Origin of the sequence: Streptomyces sp. ML-6 (genome assembly GCF_030116705.1) — a bacterium.
GTDB lineage: Bacteria > Actinomycetota > Actinomycetes > Streptomycetales > Streptomycetaceae > Streptomyces.
Window position 1 is genome coordinate 366554 of sequence record NZ_JAOTIK010000002.1, and the last position, 16502, is coordinate 383055.

The following is a 16502-nucleotide window of genomic DNA, read 5'->3' on the forward strand; positions in this document are numbered from 1 at the left end:
TGGTTTCGGCTACCGTAGAGAACGCCCGTTCTCGACGTCAAGGAGATCCTCGCGTGCCGGCCCCGATCAGCGGAGAACAGACCTCCCGCGACCGCGAAGCGCTCCTGGCCGCCGCCGAAGCGCTCTTCTACGAGCGCGGCATCCAGGCCGTCGGCATGGACGCCGTCCGCGCGGCCGCGGGGCTGTCGCTGAAGCGGATCTACGTGCTCTTCGCGACGAAGGAGGACCTGGTCGTCGCGATGCTGCGGCGGCGGGACCACCGGTGGCAGGCAAGCCTCGTCGAGTACGTGGAGCGGCACGAGGACCCCCGCGAGCGCGTCCTGTCGCTCTTCGACTGGCTGGAGCAGTGGTTCGCGGAGCCCGGCTTCCGCGGTTGCGCATGGATCAACGCCCACGGCGAACTGGGCTCCGCCTCACCCGCGGTCCTCGCCGAGGTGCGTACGCACAAGAAGGCGTTCCACGACCGGATCACCGCGTGGGTCGACGCGGCCACCGACGCCCCGGCCGAACCCGTGTGCCTCCTGGCCGAAGGGGCGATCGTCACGGCCTCCATCACCGGAAGCCCTCAGGCCGCCCGGGCCGCCCGGACGGCCACCAGAACCCTCCTCGGCTGATCGTCGACGACCTCCCGGCGAGGCGACTGGGCGCTGTTGTCAGCGTGTGCCTTCTCCGCCCGTTCGGGAGGAGTACGGTCCTCGGCGTCGAAGACTCCCGCCATTCGCCGGCTGGGGCGCGTACCACCCGCCCGTCTGCACCGGCTCGCTCCGGCAAGGGCGGGAACATGGACGGTCAGGGTCAGGAGCGGGGATCCACCAAGATCTTGACGGCCGTCTCGTTGTGGTGGATCAGGGTCTCGAAGCCTTCGGTCACGAGGTCGTCCAGGCCGATGGTCCTGGTGATGAACGGCGCCAGGTCGATGCGCCCTTCCTGTACCAGTTCGATGGTTTGCGGGTGGGAGTTGACGTAGGCGATCGTGCCGCGCAGGTCGGCCTCCTTGAGGACGAGTTTCTGCATGTCGAGCGAGGCCGGCTTGCCCCAGATCGAAATGACGGTGATGACACCGCCGGGCCTGATGGCGTCCAACAGCGTGTCGAGGACCACGTTGACGGAGGTGGCCTCGAATGCGACGTCCGCGCCCTTGCCATCGGTGAGACGGCGGACCTCCTCGGTGACGTCGGTGACGGCGGGGTCGATGACGTGGTCGGCGACCCCGGTGTCCAGTGCCTTCTGCCGGCGCAACGAGCTCAGCTCGGTGACCGCGACCTCGACGCCCATCGCCTTGAGCACCGCGCAGGTGAGCAGTCCGATGGGGCCGGCACCACCGACGAGGGCGAAGTCTCCCGCCTTTGCGCCCGAGCGCTGGAACGCGTGGTATCCCACCGACAGCGGCTCGATGAGTGCCGCCTGGTCCAGCGGGACGTTTCCGACCGGGTGGACCCACCGGCGTTCGACGACGATCTTCTCCGCGAGCCCACCCCCGCGCCCGCCCAGCCCGATGAAGTTCATGTCCGGCGAGAGGTGATAGGCCGGATTGTTCTCGCTGGTGTCGACGTCGGGGCGCAGGATGTAGGGCTCGACGACGACGCGGTCACCCGGCTTCAGGTCCTCGACGCCCTCGCCCACCGCGTACACCACGCCGGACATCTCGTGGCCGAGCGTCACGGGCGCGGACTCGCCGGAGACCGGGTGCGGGTGACCGGCCGGCGGGACGAAGATCGGTCCGTCGAGGTACTCGTGCAGGTCGGTGCCGCAGATCCCGCAGTACGCGACGTCGATGCCCACCGTGCCCGGTCGGACGGCGGGCTCCGGGACGTCCTCGATCCGGATGTCACCACGGTCGTAATAGCGTGCGGCCTTCACTTCGAGTCGGCTCCTTCGGCTGTGTTCTGCTCACACCTCGTGCCGGACCCTGCCGTGGCACGAGGTTCGCATTTCGCGCGAAACGTTCACATCAATAGCCAACAATACGCGTCAATACCGACATTCACCCGCGCCGGCCTCCCGGGCCGCGGGCGGTCAGGGCCTGCGGTGCACGGACACGGCGTACTCCCCGCCGGCGCAAGGGGCTCGGGACCAGGTCGCGTATCTGGCTTCCAGGGTGAGTCCCGCCGCACGGCAGTGGGCGTCGTAGTCGTCCAGCGTGTAACCGCGGTCCAGGGAGAAGCCCGCGACGAGGCGACCACGGGGAGAGACGTGGCCCGCCACCCCGGCCACCAGAGCCGGCTCCGTTCCCGGCGGGGTGAACAGGGGAACGTTGCCCGCCATCACCACGACATCGAACAACAGTCCCAGTTCGAGGCCGACCAGGTCGCGCCGGTGCCAGCGGATGTCCGGCGCCAGGCGCCGGGCGGTCGCGATCATCGACTCGCTGACGTCCACGCCGACCACGGCGATCCCGTGGCGGGCCAGCTCGATGGCCACCCGCCCGGTTCCGCAGCCCGCGTCGAGGACGGTGGTGGGCTCGAAGGAGCGGACCAGCTCGGCCTCACCGTGAACGTCTCCGCCCTCCGCGGCGATGCGGTCGAACCGGGCTTGGTACTCGTCACCGTTCCACGTCATGCGATCACGGTGACACACCCGCCGCTCCGGGCGCGGGCCGCCCCCCTCCGAAGGCGACGAGTTCGCACGACGACCGGCGGGAGAGGGCCGGCCGAGCCCGGGTCCCGGCGCAGGTCACCGGGGAGGGAGAGACCTTGTGGACGATGGGGTCCTCGGGGTTCGGCCGTCGCCCGGCCGGGGCGGGGACGGATTCGAGGGGTGTCCCGTTCAGCTGCCTCGGGCTCGTGTTGTGGGCGTTCACTCGGCACGGCGTCCCGGGCTCCGCCGTCGAGGTGACCTCTCGCGGCGGAGGCCGGGCGCCCTCGCCGAACGTCGGGGGCGGGGAAGCGGATGTCGTGGCCGGCCCGCCCGGCCCAAGGGCGGACACGGCAGGAGAAACACCGACGAAACCCAGTGGCGGTCCGCGCACGGATCTGCGTACGTTCGGCCACATGGCTGACGACTGCTTCGCGCACCCGCGGCTCGCCGCGATCTATGACGCACTCCACTCCAACCGTCGCGATCTCGACGCCTACCACCGGACGGCAAAGGAGTTCGAGGCGCGCCAGGTGCTGGACATCGGGTGCGGCACGGGGGAGTTCGCGCTTCTCCTGGCCGACGACGGGATCGAAGTCACCGGGGTCGATCCCGCTCCGGCGTCCCTCGTCGTCGCCCGGGCCAAACCGGGCAGTGAGCGAGTGCGCTGGATCGACGGCGATGCGACGGACCTCCCGCCGCTTCAGGTCGGCCTGGCGACGATGACGGGCAATGTCGCCCAGGCCATCGCCGACCCGCACGCCTGGCAGGGGACGCTTCGGGGAGCCCACGAAGCGCTGCGGCCCGGCGGGCGTCTGGTCTTCGAGACCCGTGACCCTGCCCGACGCGCCTGGGAGGAGTGGACCCGCGACGCCTCCTACTGCGTGACCGAGATCCCGGGCGTCGGCGCCGTCGAGTACTGGGTCGAGTCGACCGAGGTGGACGGACCGCTGGTGACGTTCCGTCAGACCTATGTGTTCGTGGCGGACGGGCAGGTACTGACATCGGATTCGACGTTGCGTTTCCGGGAGCGGGAAGAGGTGGAAGGGGATCTGGTCGCGCACGGTTACGTGGTGGAGGACATTCGCGAGGCACCTGACCGGCCGGGAAGCGAATTCGTCTTTGTGGCACGACGTCCGTGAGCGTCGGGGTCCGCTGACCCTGGAGTTGGACTGCCTGGCGCTGAAGTCGGACCGATCGGCTCTGCGCCCCGCAGGGCAACACATCGTTCACGGCCCCGTACCTTTACCCACGCGAGCCTCAAGTCCCGCTTTCCTCAGGCGACTTCACCGGGGTGAGTGATCGTGGGCGTGAGAAACTGGGGGCATCTGACCGGTAGATGCTGGGATTCGGTGGGTGCGATGGAGATCCGTTCTTTCGCGGAGACTGACCGCGTGGAGCTGCGTGAGCTGTTCGGCCGCGCCGGCGAAGGATCCCCCACTGCTTCCTTGTGGGGCCACGAGGATTCCGAAGCAGCCATCTACCTGGACTCATACATGGATCTGGCGCCGGATTCGCTCTTCGTCGCCGTGATCGACGGAGTCCTGGTCGGATACTTGACGGGGTGCCTCGACAGCTCGAAGTTCCCCGGTGAGGACGAGCGCATCAGCAGAGCCATTCGGAAGCATCGGCTGATCCTCCGGCCCAGGACGCTCTCCTTCTTCGCCCGCGCGATGCTCGACACGGCGTGGGCCGCCCTCCGGCGGAAGCCCACCGCAGGAGACTTCCACGATGCCCGGTGGCCGGCGCACCTGCACATCAACGTGGCGCCAGAGGCGCGGGGCACCGGTGTGGCTGACGCGCTGATGAGCCGATGGTTCGACCGGCTCGAGGAAACCGGCTCGCCCGGATGCCACCTGCAGACCCTGGTCGAGAACACCCGTGCTGTGCGGTTCTTCCGGCGCATGGGCTTTGCCGAACACGGTCCGACTCCGCTGGTCCCTGGTATCAGGTACGGCGACAAACAACTCCATCAGCAGACGATGGTCTGGAACCCATAACCGGCTCCTGCCGATCTGCGCGCAAGCGCGGTGGATCCGACGACCTCACGGCCCGGCCTCCCCGGGCCCTGCTCTTCCCTGTCGGCCGTCGCGGAAGCCGCGGACCGGCTCCATGGCCTCGAACGACGTACTCCACACCTGCCCCCGGCCCTCTCGGTCCCACATCAGTGGCAGGAACGCAGGGGTTGTCCAACTCCCTTGATAAACAGTCCAGGTTCAGCGCCCGAGGGCAGTCGGTGATCCATGTCACTCATCAGGTGGGGCGAGGGAGCGAGGCGGCTGTCACAAACCAGGTGGCCGTCCGGTCGTAAGGGATGACCGGACGGTGTGACCCATGGCGCCGTCGATGTCTTCGGTCAACGCTCTTCCAGAGGAGAACAACATGAGCCGGATCAACATCGCACACTCCCATGCGTCGGGGCATGACGAACTGGTTCCGTCGCGCTACGCGCTGGAGGTCGGCGACATCGATGTGATGGTGATCAGCGACGGCGTGCTGCCGATCACCACCACGACGCTGGCCACCAACGCCGCCGAGGAGGACCTGGCGGCCTGGCTCCGCGACATGTACCTGCCTCCGGAGGTGTGCAACTGGCCGCTGAACGTCGCCGTGGTGCGCAGCGGTGACCGGACCATTCTCGTCGATTCCGGGCTGGGGACGGAGTTCCCGGGCTTCCCGCGGGCCGGGCAGCTGGCCATGCGGCTGGATGCCGCCGGGATCGACCCCGGGTCCGTGACCGATGTGGTGCTCACCCACCTGCACATGGACCACATCGGCGGACTGCTCGTGGAGGGGCTGAGGGGCCGGCTGCGCCAGGACCTGCGGGTCCACGTGGCGTCCGCCGAGGCCGAGTTCTGGGACGCCCCCGATTTCTCCCGCACCGTCATGCCGGCCCCGGTACCGGACGTGCTGCGAAAGACCGCCTCGCAGTTCCTGGACGTGTACCGGGGCCAGTTGCGGACGTTCGAGACGGAGTACGAGGTGGCGCCGGGGGTGGTGATGCAGCGCACCGGTGGTCACACCCCCGGCCACAGCATCATCCGTCTGGAGTCCGGCGGCGACCGGCTGACGTTCGCGGGCGACGCCGTGTTCCAGACCGGGTTCGACAAGCCCGACTGGCACAACGGCTTCGACCACGACCCCGAGGAATCGGCCCGTGTCCGGGTCCGTCTCCTGACCGAGCTGGCGGCGAGCGGCGGGCAACTGCTGGCCACGCACCTGCCGTTCCCGTCCGTCTGCCACGTGGGAGCCGACGGCAGCACCTTCCGTTTCGTGCCGGCCGTCTGGGACCACTGACCGTGCTTCGGCCGGGGCCGGCGCGTGAGCAACGCGTGGGAGGACGGCCCCGATACGTGGTCCCGGCCGTGGAGTGACCAGGGGGGAGCGGTGCCCACGTGCCATCACTGTGGGCACCGCTCCGGAACCGGGTGGGGGCCGCCGGTGACGAGCGGGTCGGCATCGACGCGTCGTCAGCAGCGCGCGGCCCCTCCGTCAGCGGTCACGCCCGCGCGCTTCACCAGGGATCCGGCTGCTGGACGCTGCGCCACCACTGTCTGGATCCCCTGTCGTGGACGACCACCCCGAGACGTGCCAGTTCCCGCCTCAGTTCCGCGATGTTCTTCTCGTCCTCCTTCTTCAGGGCCTCGGCCCGCGCCTTGAAGAGCGCGTTGGCACTGACCGGCAGGCCCGGCATCTCCTCGACCCATCGCCGGTACACGTCCTGGTAGGGGTCCCCGTCCGGCTGCCACGGATACCCGTGGGCCCGGAAGCCCTCCGCGAGCTGTGCGACCGAGGGCAGGTCCGCGCCCTCGTTCTTGTGCTCCACGATCAGTTCCTCGCTCCCCTTGCCGAGTACCACCAGTCGCTTGCCGTCGGCGAACACCGCGCCGACCGCGGTCCGGGGAGCACTCTGGCAGGAACCGCCACGAGCCGTTGTGATCTGGTCGTCCTCGATGGTGACAGTGACATAGCCGTGCTCGGCCAGGAGGACGAGGGCGCCTCCGGCCAGCGCGCCGACAAGGAGGCTCACCACCGTCGCCGTCGGTTCGGGTGCGTTGTCGATGAATTCGACCGGGTCTTCCCAGGGGGTCCAGGGCCAGGAGGCCGCCCAGTTCGCCAGGAGTTTGAGCAGCAGTCCGGCCACTGCCCCCAGTACCGGGAATCCGGCCGCCACCAGAACGCGGTTCGACGTCTTCTGCCGAACCGTGGTTGCCGCGTCCCTGCCTTGCATATCGATGCGCCCTTCTTCGTGAACCGGGACAAGTGACTGAATCTGCGGGCACTACGGTTGACGCGACGGTGTTCCGCCACTCCGCCACCACTGCGGTACCGAGAGCGTGGTCCAGGCGCGCAGCAGCCACTCCAGCGGACCGTAGGTGTGGTGCCGCATCCACCATCGGCAGGCCACCGCCTGTGCCGCGAACAGGGCCAGGGCGATCGCCGCGACGCCTGCGGGCGCGACGCGGCCGACCAGGCCGGCCCCGAAGCCGGTGAACAGCAGGGCGCAGACCAGGGACTGACCGAGGTAGTTGGTCAGCGACATGCGGCCCGCGGGCGCGAGTGCGGCGGTCACGGCCCTGCCGCGGCGGCCGTGGGCGATCCGGAGCACGGTCGCCGCGTAGCCGGCGGCCAGCAGCGGGGCGGTGATCACGTCGAGGCCCAGGGCGAGGACCTGGTAAGCGGAGCCGGAGTGGTTCAGGCTCGCGTCCGCGTACACGAGGCCGCCCAGCAGTCCGACCGTGAAGCCGGCCCACTGGAGCCGTCGCAGGAACTGCTGGTGCCGGTCGGTGTTCGCGAGGGCCCGTCGGCGTCCGGCGGCCAGGCCCAGCAGGAAGGCGGCGAGCGCGGAGGGCGCCTGGAAGAAGATCAACAGGATGGCCACGTCCGGCAGTTGATCGAGGTGGGCGTGGATGACCGAGGCCGGTCCGCCGCGCAGGGCCTCGGTCGCCCGGGCCGCGGCGGCTCCCGTGGACGGCGGGACGCCGCCCCCGCCCGCCCGGTCGAGGGCGAACGCGAGGAGCGCGTAGCCGACGGCGGTCAGCACCAGCAGAGCCCCCGCGGTCCACACCGCCGTACGGGGCCGGAGGTTGCGCAGCACGAGCAGGACCAGGCCGAGGACGGCGTACAGGGTGAGGATGTCGCCGGGGAAGAGGATGACGGCGTGCACGGCGCCGATCACGAACAATCCGCTCAGGCGCCTCAGGAAGCGCGGCGTGAACCGGGCGCCGCGCCGTTCGGCGGAGTCGATCTGCAGCGTGAAGCTGTAGCCGAACAGGAACGAGAACAGCAGGAAGAACTTCGCCTCGAAGAGCACCGCCACCAGCCGGCGGGCGGCCTCGTCCAGGGGGCCGCCGAAGGCCGGGTCCTCCAGGCCGGTGCCGTGATGGGCAGAGGCCATGTAGGTGATGTTGACCATCAGGATGCCGAACAGCGCGAAGCCGCGCAGGACGTCCACGTCTGCCAGCCGGGCACCGCTGCCGTGCTGCCGCTTCGCCTCCTCGGGGACGGGGCGCGGGGGGCTCTTCATGCGGAGTCGGTCGCTCACAGCACCTCAAATCTATCCAACCAAAAACGCTCGTTTCAAAAACGAGCGTACTATGACTGTCGATGAAGGGCGACCGGTGGAGGTGCACGACGGGCACGGACGACGGCCCGCACCGGAAGGAAAAGTTGGGGCGCACACCCGAGGACGGGCGGGCGGCGGCACCACGCCCGGTGGTCCTGCGGCAAGGCATCGCGCCGACGCCGTGGGCCCGGCCATCACACCGGCTGGTGTGACGACCGGGCCCACGGCGTCGGGCGGCCCGGGAACGATCACGCGTTCGCGTCGTGGACCCGGGTGCCTCGCAGATAGGTCGCCAGCACGTTCGTCCCGTGGATCCGACGGACGTCGACGTCGAAGAGGTTCTGCGAGAGGACGAGGAAATCCGCGGACTTGCCCACCTCGATGCTGCCGACGCGCTCCCCGAGACCCAGCGCCTCGGCCGGGCGCCGGGTGAAGCTCACCAGCGCCTCCTGGAGCGTGATCCGCTGCGCGGAATTGATCGTCTCCTCGCTTCCTCCCGGCGCTTCCCGGGTGACCATCGTCTCGATCCCGGTCCAGGGGTGCGGCATGGGAGCCCCGGCGGGCCAGTCGGAGCCGGCCGAGACGTTGGCCCCGGAACTCAGCAGATCCGCGAGCGGGTAGGACTTCTCGAGGGTCCTGGCCGGCACGCAGGCCGCCATGCTGTCCTGGATGATGCTCGGGTACCACAGGTACGGCGACGCGTCCGCGACGATGCCCAGTTCGGCGAACCTCCGCACGTCGGACGGGTCGACGAACAGCGGGTGCGCGATGTGGAAGGCCGGCCCCGATCCGTGCCTTTGGCGCATGACCTCGATCGCGTCCAGGGCCATCCTCGCCGAGGCGTCCCCCGCCGCGTGGATCTTCACCCCGCGCCCGGCGGAGACCGCTTCCTCGAGTTCGTCGACGAGCCCGTCCAGGTCGTACAGGCATTCCCCGGAACCCGGCCCGTGGGAGGAGCACCCGTCCGGCAGGTAGGGATCCAGCATGGCGGCGGTCCGGGTCATGGGAACACCGTCGAGGAACACCTTGACGAATCCCACGTGGAGCAGCTCGGAACCGAACCGCTCGGACACCGCGAGCAGCTCCTTGCCGCTGATCCCGGCTTCCGCGAGCAGGGGGCGCGCCACCGTGGACGTCACGACCCTGAGGGTGAGTTCGCCCTCGGCCTCCAGCGTCGAGAGCGCGTTCAGTGCCGGCTCCGTGGTCGCGGCGTCGCAGGCGGTGGTGACCCCGACCTCGTTGCAGACCTTCGCGGCGGTCGCGAAGGTGACGCGGTTCCGCGCCTCCGGGTTCTCGATGCTCGCGGCGAAGGCCTCCTCCGCCACGCGGGACGCCTGTTCCCACAGGACGCCGGTGAGGCGGCCCGCCTCGTCACGGACGTACGTACCGCCCTCGGGGTCGGGCGAGTCCTCCATGACCCCCATCGCCTCCAGTGCGGCGCTGTTGACCCACCGGTTGTGCTGCGTGTCGTCCTTGATCACCACGGGATGGCCGCCGGACGCCCTGTCGAGCCCGGCGAGTGCGTCCACGTTCGAGAGCTTGGCCATCGTCGTCGAACCGATGACCCCGCCGGCGATCCATTCGCCGGGCTCCAGCTCCGCCGCCCGCGCCTCGACCGCTTCGCAGATCTCATCGAGTCCGTGGTGCGGTGCGATCCGAAGGTCCCACGCCACCGAGGCCCCGCCCAGGCCGAGATGGGTGTGGACGTCGCAGATTCCCGGCATGATCATCCGGCCGTCCGCGTCGACGACTGCCGTTTCCGGACCGGCCAGCCGCGTGATTTCCTCGGAGCTTCCGACGGCGGTGAACTCGCCGTCGACGACGGCGAACGCCTCGGCCGTGGTTCCCGCCGGATCGCCTGTGAATACTGCGGCGTTGACAACGATCAGATCGGGCGTCCTGCTCATGGTTTCCTCTCGCACGGCCTGACAGGGCGTCGGGATCCTCGTCGCCGTCCCAGGTGAGTGGAGGCGTTGCCGTTGATTCGTTCCATCGGTGCGGCGATTCGTCCCACCGGTGCGGCGATTCGTGCCACCGGGGCTGCGATTCGCTGCACCGGTGCGGCGCCGGTGAGGGGGCGCCTACGCCGTGGGGGACATGAACGTGGCCGCGTGGACGGCGGGACGTCGGCCCGCCCACGGCATCGCTTCCTCCAGCTGGCCCGCAACACACAACAGCATCGCCTCGGAGCAGGCCGGACCGGCGAGCTGGACGCCGATGGGCAGGCCCTGCGTGGACTGGCCGAGCGGCAGGCTGATCGCAGGGGTGCCGGTCTGGTTGAACAGTGAGGTGAAGGAGCAGACATCGAAGATCCGCGCGGTCCACTCGAACGCGCTGAGGTCCGCGTTCGCATCGAGGTGGCCGAGCAGCGGTGCGGGGGTGTTCATGGTGGGCGTCAGCAGGAGGTCGTACTCGGTGAAGAACCGTCCGACCTCGCGCGAGACGGTGTTGAGCGCGGTGAGGGCCCTGCCGAGTTCGAGCGCGCCGACCTTGCGGCCGTACTCGACACATGCCCACGAGGTGCGTTCGAGGTTCTCCGGGCCCGCCGTCGCGCCGGTCAACGCCTCGATCCCGGCGACGGAACCGGCCAGGAAGGACGACCAGAGCACGAGGTTCGTGTCGAGAAGGGCCTCCCACTCGATGTTCGGCGTCCCCCGTTCGACGTGATGTCCCGCCGCTTCGAGCACCCTGGCGGTTTCCTCGACCGCCCGGGCCACCTCCGGGTCGACGTGACTGCCCGCCCAGGACTCGGTGTGCACGGCGATCCGCAGCCGGCCCGGATCGGCGCCCACCTCCTGGATCCACGGGCGCGTGGGCGGGGCGATGACGAACGGATCGCCCGGGTAGCTCACGGCCACCTCGTCGAGCAGTGCCGCGGTGTCGCGGACCGTCCGGGTCACCGCGAGCTCGACGCCCATCCCGTAGAGCCCCTCCGCCCAGTCCGGGCCGGAGGGCACCCGGCCCCGGCTGGGCTTCAGCCCGACCAGTCCGTTGCAGGCGGCGGGCACGCGGATGGATCCGCCACCGTCGTTGGCGTGCGCGACCGGAAGCGCCCCGGCGGCGACGAGCGCGGCCGAGCCGCCGCTGGACCCGCCGGCGCTGTGGGCGGTGTTCCACGGATTGCGCGTCGAGCCGTAGGCCAGCGCCTCGGAGTTGCCGTTGAAGCCCAGCTCAGGTGTTGTCGTCACGGCCAGCGTCGCCAGGCCGGCCGCGCGGAAACGCTCCATCAGATGTGTGTCGGCAGAAGGTACGTGGCCTTCGCCCAGCAGGCGCGTCCCCATGCGCGTCGGCACCCCTGCCGCGTGGCAGACGAGGTCCTTGATCGCGAACGGGACGCCGGCGAACCGGCCGTCGGCCGCGTGGTCGAGGGGGCGGTCGAACGGCCCCTCGGCGACCGCGTTCAATTCCTTGTCGACGCCGGCGATGGCCTCGGTGGCCAGTGCGGCGACCTCGTCGGCGGTGACCTCTCCCGATGCGATGACCGCGGCGAGAGCGGTCGCGTCGAGAGCGGCGTATTCTTCGAAGTTCATCAAGATCTCCTCTTGCCGTGACGCGGATGTGGCTTGTCGGCCGGCCGGCCACCCGCAAGTTACGAGCCTGTGAGGTTCCGCACCTCGGCCGAAAAGCCGATCCCCCCGCGCCGCGGATATGCATCGGGAAGCGGACGTCGGGCATGCGGGCGCCCCGAAGAGGGGAACAACTGCTTCGGGCCTGACATCGTTCACGTGCCGAAATCGCTCCACAAAGAAGACCCGCAAAGACGATCCACAGGCTTGACACTGCTCTGTGACCACCGTCATGATTCGTCCGATATCGGGAGGTTCCGAATGGCTGCGGACGTACAGTGGTGGGTCCGGCTCGCCGGGGAGATCCGCGCAGCCGGCCGGGGCGAGATGCCCGTCGAGGCCCCTCTCCGCTCCGTGCGCGACAAGCTCGGTTTCGACTGTGCCGCGCTGGTCGCCTCCGGGCTCCCGCGCTCCGGCGGCCACACGCACGCCGCCGTCGCCAATCTCGACTATCCGGTGGAGACCCTCGCGTACATCACGGCGACGTACAGCCGGACGTGCCCGGTCCATCAGCTCGCCATCCGCCGGGGCGCCCACATGCGGTTCGCGGACGTGCCGTTCGACATTCGCGAGACCCGAACGTACCGGGACGCGATCCTGCCCAACGGCTTCCGTGAAGGACTGACCCTGCCACTGGCTCCGCCCGCCGCCGGTGCGCCGATTCCGGGTTTCCTCGCGATGAGTTCGAGGCACGCCACTCCGCTCGACGACGAGTCGTGTCTCGCGCTGACGATGTTGTCGCACGATCTCTCCGCACTCCTCGACCCCGGGGCCGAGGGCGATGACGCCGCGGCCGAGGTGGTCCTCTGGATCTCGCAGGACCTGGTCGAGGTCAGGACCGGGGGCCTCGACCGGGTGCCGCTCACCCGTACCGAGCTCCGCCTCGCCGTGCAATCCGCCGTCGCCAGTACGGGCGACCGCACCGGCTTCCACCACCGTGCCGCCGACGGCAGCTGGTGGCGCGTGCGCACGGTGCGCCGGCCGGGCGCGGTCCTCGTCCGGATCGGCCGGGCCCCTGCGCTCGGCCACCTCACCAGCCGCGAGCTCGATGTCGTCGGCCTGGTCGCCCGGGGGTGGCCCAACGAACGGATCTCCCAGGAACTGGGCATCGCGGTCCGCACCGTCCGAAGCCACATCGAGTCGTCGCTCATCAAGCTCGACTGCCCCAATCGCACGGCACTCGCCCGCATCGCCTTCGAGCGCGCCTTCGACACCCTGCGCGCCCTGCGCGTCGCGACCCGCTGACGGCGGGCGCGGCACCCTTCACCATCCGGGCCCCGACGGCCGGACACGGCGGGATGCGTCGGCCGGTCCCTCTCCCGTCCGACCGTCACGCGCCCATGGAGTGTCGCCCAGCATTGTGTAACAATCCCTGCATCGGCGGCCGGCCCGGGATCTGACCGGCCGCGGAGGGCGGTGTCGAACAGGCCTGCCCGTCAAGACCGACAACGGCCCCAGGAGTTCATCTGGAGCCGATGGAGCGCATCCATCTGCGTGCAATACGGGCGCCACGGCAGGCAAGGGAATGCGGTCCGACAATCCCTCATACATGACCTGCACATGCGCGTTGACATTGTGTACAGATCGCGGCCAGGCACATCACCCACGAGTTCTTCCGCTCCGGCGATGAGGAGTATGCGAATGACCACTTCCGGCCCCGAGCCCGAGAGGCTGCCCAGGGAAAGGCCGAAGCGCCGGCTCCCCCGGCCTTCGGAGATCCTTCCGCTCGTCAAGTTCCGACCGCCCCGGTTCGACGCCCGCGAACGCCGCCTCGTACACGCACACACCATCGAGGACCTGCGCACCATCGCACGACGCCGCACTCCCCGGTCGGTCTTCGACTACGTCGACGGCGCGGCGGAGCAGGAGATCGGCATCGGCAGAGCGCGCCGCGCGTTCGAGAACATCGAACTCCATCCGCGGGTGCTGCGCGATGTCTCACGGGTCGACGCGTCCACCGACGTCCTCGGCGCGCGGGCGGCCCTCCCGCTCGTGCTGGCGCCCACCGGGTTCACCCGCATGATGCACCACGAGGGCGAGATCGCCGTCGCCAGGGCGGCGGCCCGGGCCGGCATCCCCTACGTGCTGTCGACGATGGGCACCACCGACCTCGAAAGCGTCCGGGCCTGCGCCCCGACGGCACGGCAGTGGTTTCAGCTCTATCTCTGGAAGGACCGCGAGGCCGGCGAGGCGCTCCTCGAACGAGCGGCGAGGGCCGGGTACGAGGCCCTGGTCCTGACCGTCGACACGCCGGTGGGCGGGGCGCGGATGCGCGACATCCGCAACGGCCTCACCATCCCGCCCACCCTGACGCTGCGCACGCTCGCGGGCATGGCGATGCGGCCCGCCTGGTGGATGAACATCCTGACCACCGAGCCCTTGCGGTTCGCCTCGTTGAGCAGCTTCGACGGCACGGTCGAGGAGTTGGTCGGCAGGATGTTCGATCCCTCGGTCACCGTCGAGGATCTGCGGTGGCTGAGGGAGCGCTGGTCGGGAAAGCTGGTCGTCAAGGGAATCCAGAGCATCGAGGACGCCAGGACGGTGGTCGAGCACGGCGTGGACGCGATCGTGCTCTCGAACCACGGGGGGCGGCAACTCGACCGGGCGCCGACTCCGCTCGAACTGCTGCCGCGCGTGGTCGACGCGGTCGGGCACGCCTGCGAGATCCTCATCGACACCGGCGTGCGAACCGGCGCCGATCTCCTCGCCGCGCGAGCGCTGGGCGCCTCCGCGGCGATGGTCGGCAGACCGTACCTCTACGGCCTCATGGCGGCCGGGGAACAGGGCGTCGACCGGACGATCGAGATCTTCGACACCGAGTACACGCGGACGATGCGGCTTCTCGGCGTGACGAGCACGGACGAACTGTCCGCGGAACACGCCTCGCTGTGCCCCACGAGGGGCGAGAGACTATGATGACCGGTCATGCCGGGAGCCTCTGCCGAATCGAGTAGCACATTGCGTGAGGGAGCCGGGGCGAGCAGTACGCCGGACAGCATCGCGCGCGCCCTGCGCGACGACCTCTTGGCGGGTGTCCTCGAACCCGGGGCCCGGCTCACCGAGGAAGCGCTGAGCGCCCGTTTTCGGTGTGGCCGGCATTCCGTGCGGGCCGGTCTGCAGGCCCTGGTGTCCGAGGGGCTTCTCGAGCACCAGCGCAACAAGGGAATCGTCGTTCCCGCGGTGACGGCCGACCGTATCGATGACATGTGCTCGTACCGGGCGATCCTGGAACTGGGTGCCCTGAGGCTGGCCCTCACCCACGGCTCGGATTTCTCGGCCGTCTCCGAGGCGGTCGAGCGGCTCGAGTCCCTCACCGCGAAGACGCCGTGGCGTCACGTGGTCGAGGCGCACAGCGCGGTGCACACGAAGATCGTGGAGGCCGGTGGCAACGCCCGGGTGGTGGCGGCGCACCGGGCCTGCCAGAACGAGCTCAACTGCATGCTCGCGACGATCCGGTCCGATTTCTCGGCGCCGCGGCTGGCCGCGGCGCACCGTCACCTCGTGGACCAGCTCCGGGTGGGCGGTGAGGTCGCGCTCCGCGCCCTCGAGGACGATCTGGAACTCGGTGGACGCGCCGCCATGCACCTCGCCCTGCGTCGGCAGCGCGGGGTGCCGGCCCACATCCGGTGAGCCGGACCGCCCCTCGTCCCGCGTGCGGAGCGCTCAGTTCCTCGTCCACGAGCCCAGGATCATGAGTGTTTTGGTGCCGGTGACATTGCCGGTGCGGCGCAGTCCGTCGATGACGTGCTGCAGGTGCCCGATGTCGCGTACGCGCACGTGCACGAGGGAGTCCGGGGCGCCCGCGATGGTGAAGACGGCCTGCACCTCAGCCGTCCGGTAGGCGGTGCGGACGATTTCTCCCACCGGTGTGGTGCCCGTGTAGGTGAGTTCGACGAAGGCTTCGATGGACCATCCGAGCTTCGAGTGATCGACCTGGACCGTGAAGCCGGTGATGACGCCGCTCTCCCGGAGCCGGTCGACCCGGCGTTTGACCGCGGCGACCGACAGCCCCGCCTCGGGGGCCATCTCGGAGAACGTGCGCCTGCCGTCCTCCTTGAGCATGCGCAGCAGCTGGTGGTCCACATCGTCGATCTCGGTCACTCGGAGCTCCCGGCTCGGCGGCAGCAGCCACAAGGGTCGAAGCAATTTATTTGATCGAACCAACCTGTTCTTGACGGTATTTTGCGTCTTACTCCCATCAGCCGCAACTTGCTTGCGTCTGGAAGGGATGTCTTGCTGTCCTGGGCGCTCCCGCACCGATCACTCCGAGGAGGCTCGCATGGGCACGGACCCCACTTCTGTCACGTTGGACGACAAGTACGCCGCACGCGGCGGTCGCGTCCTGATGTCCGGCGTCCAGGCGTTGGTCCGCCTGACCCTGGAGCAGCGTCGTCTCGACGAGGCGCACGGTCTGGACACCCGGGTCTTCGTCAGCGGCTACCAGGGTTCGCCGCTCGGTGGTGTCGATCTGGAAATGGGCCGGGCACGTCGTTTTCTCGAACCCGCCGGTGTGGTGTTCCGGGCCGGGTTGAACGAGGAGCTCGCGGCGACGGCCGTGGCCGACACCCAGATGCTCGGGCAGGTCCCCGGGCGGCGCCACGAGGGCGTCACCGGATTCTGGTACGGGAAGAACCCGGGGCTGGACCGGGCGGCCGACGCGATCCGGCACTCCACGGTGGCGGGCACGACGGCGCTGGGCGGCGCGGTGGCGTGGATCGGGGACGACCCGGGCAGCAAGTCCTCGACCGTTCCCAGCTCCTGCGAACCCATGTGCCAGAGCCTGTCCATTTCGAGGG

Annotated in this window: 15 protein-coding genes; 7 read left to right on the forward strand and 8 right to left on the reverse strand. The window is 69.7% G+C overall.

Going from position 1 to position 16502, the window contains the following annotated elements; all coding sequences use genetic code 11:
- Window positions 1-53 precede the first annotated feature (53 nt).
- Window positions 54-614: a TetR/AcrR family transcriptional regulator gene (locus OCT49_RS35585; protein WP_283856296.1), complete on the forward strand. Its 561-nt coding sequence runs from the start codon at window positions 54-56 to the stop codon at window positions 612-614.
- Window positions 615-795: 181 nt separating this feature from the next.
- Here OCT49_RS35585 and OCT49_RS35590 read toward each other — a convergent pair whose 3' ends face one another.
- Window positions 796-1860 (reverse strand): 2,3-butanediol dehydrogenase, encoded by a 1065-nt coding sequence (locus OCT49_RS35590; RefSeq protein WP_283856297.1) that lies wholly within the window; start codon window positions 1858-1860, stop codon window positions 796-798.
- A gap of 156 nt (window positions 1861-2016) precedes the next feature.
- Window positions 2017-2559 (reverse strand): class I SAM-dependent DNA methyltransferase, encoded by a 543-nt coding sequence (locus OCT49_RS35595; RefSeq protein ID WP_283856298.1) that lies wholly within the window; start codon window positions 2557-2559, stop codon window positions 2017-2019.
- 431 nt (window positions 2560-2990) lie between these two features.
- Here OCT49_RS35595 and OCT49_RS35600 point away from each other — a divergent pair, with 431 nt between their 5' ends.
- The 3 genes from OCT49_RS35600 (at window position 2991) to OCT49_RS35610 (ending at window position 5871) form a co-directional block, all read left to right on the forward strand.
- Window positions 2991-3716, forward strand: coding sequence for a class I SAM-dependent methyltransferase (locus OCT49_RS35600; protein WP_283856299.1), 726 nt, complete (start codon window positions 2991-2993; stop codon window positions 3714-3716).
- A 252-nt stretch (window positions 3717-3968) separates the two neighbouring features.
- Window positions 3969-4574 (forward strand): GNAT family N-acetyltransferase, encoded by a 606-nt coding sequence (locus tag OCT49_RS35605; protein ID WP_283856300.1) that lies wholly within the window; start codon window positions 3969-3971, stop codon window positions 4572-4574.
- Window positions 4575-4956: 382 nt separating this feature from the next.
- A complete protein-coding gene (locus tag OCT49_RS35610) occupies window positions 4957-5871 on the forward strand; it encodes an MBL fold metallo-hydrolase (protein WP_283856301.1) in 915 nt (304 codons plus the stop codon).
- 217 nt (window positions 5872-6088) lie between these two features.
- Here OCT49_RS35610 and OCT49_RS35615 read toward each other — a convergent pair whose 3' ends face one another.
- The 4 genes from OCT49_RS35615 to OCT49_RS35630 form a co-directional block, all read right to left on the reverse strand.
- Window positions 6089-6805: a YqeB family protein gene (locus OCT49_RS35615; protein WP_283856302.1), complete on the reverse strand. Its 717-nt coding sequence runs from the start codon at window positions 6803-6805 to the stop codon at window positions 6089-6091.
- 51 nt (window positions 6806-6856) lie between these two features.
- Complete coding sequence (locus OCT49_RS35620; protein ID WP_283856303.1) at window positions 6857-8101, reverse strand: DUF418 domain-containing protein; 1245 nt, start codon at window positions 8099-8101, stop codon at window positions 6857-6859.
- Between the two features lie 287 nt (window positions 8102-8388).
- Window positions 8389-10047, reverse strand: a complete 1659-nt coding sequence (locus OCT49_RS35625; protein ID WP_283856304.1) for an amidohydrolase — start codon at window positions 10045-10047, stop codon at window positions 8389-8391.
- A gap of 174 nt (window positions 10048-10221) precedes the next feature.
- Window positions 10222-11670 carry an amidase gene (locus OCT49_RS35630; protein WP_283856305.1) on the reverse strand — a complete coding sequence of 483 codons (1449 nt, stop codon included), beginning with the start codon at window positions 11668-11670 and terminating at the stop codon, window positions 10222-10224.
- Window positions 11671-11967: 297 nt separating this feature from the next.
- Here OCT49_RS35630 and OCT49_RS35635 point away from each other — a divergent pair, with 297 nt between their 5' ends.
- The 3 genes from OCT49_RS35635 (at window position 11968) to OCT49_RS35645 (ending at window position 15336) form a co-directional block, all read left to right on the forward strand.
- Complete coding sequence (locus tag OCT49_RS35635) at window positions 11968-12951, forward strand: helix-turn-helix transcriptional regulator (RefSeq protein ID WP_283856306.1); 984 nt, start codon at window positions 11968-11970, stop codon at window positions 12949-12951.
- A 396-nt stretch (window positions 12952-13347) separates the two neighbouring features.
- Window positions 13348-14622 carry an alpha-hydroxy acid oxidase gene (locus tag OCT49_RS35640; RefSeq protein ID WP_283856307.1) on the forward strand — a complete coding sequence of 425 codons (1275 nt, stop codon included), beginning with the start codon at window positions 13348-13350 and terminating at the stop codon, window positions 14620-14622.
- A gap of 9 nt (window positions 14623-14631) precedes the next feature.
- On the forward strand, window positions 14632-15336 hold the full coding sequence (locus OCT49_RS35645) for a GntR family transcriptional regulator (RefSeq protein ID WP_283856308.1): 705 nt from the start codon (window positions 14632-14634) through the stop codon (window positions 15334-15336).
- Window positions 15337-15369: 33 nt separating this feature from the next.
- Here OCT49_RS35645 and OCT49_RS35650 read toward each other — a convergent pair whose 3' ends face one another.
- Together OCT49_RS35650 and OCT49_RS35655 are read right to left on the reverse strand one after the other, a co-directional pair.
- The gene (locus OCT49_RS35650) at window positions 15370-15807 is read right to left on the reverse strand and encodes an Lrp/AsnC family transcriptional regulator (RefSeq protein WP_283856309.1); all 438 of its coding nucleotides are present in this window, start codon (window positions 15805-15807) and stop codon (window positions 15370-15372) included.
- 336 nt (window positions 15808-16143) lie between these two features.
- On the reverse strand, window positions 16144-16476 hold the full coding sequence (locus OCT49_RS35655; RefSeq protein ID WP_283856310.1) for a hypothetical protein: 333 nt from the start codon (window positions 16474-16476) through the stop codon (window positions 16144-16146).
- Between the last annotated feature and the right edge of the window lie 26 nt (window positions 16477-16502).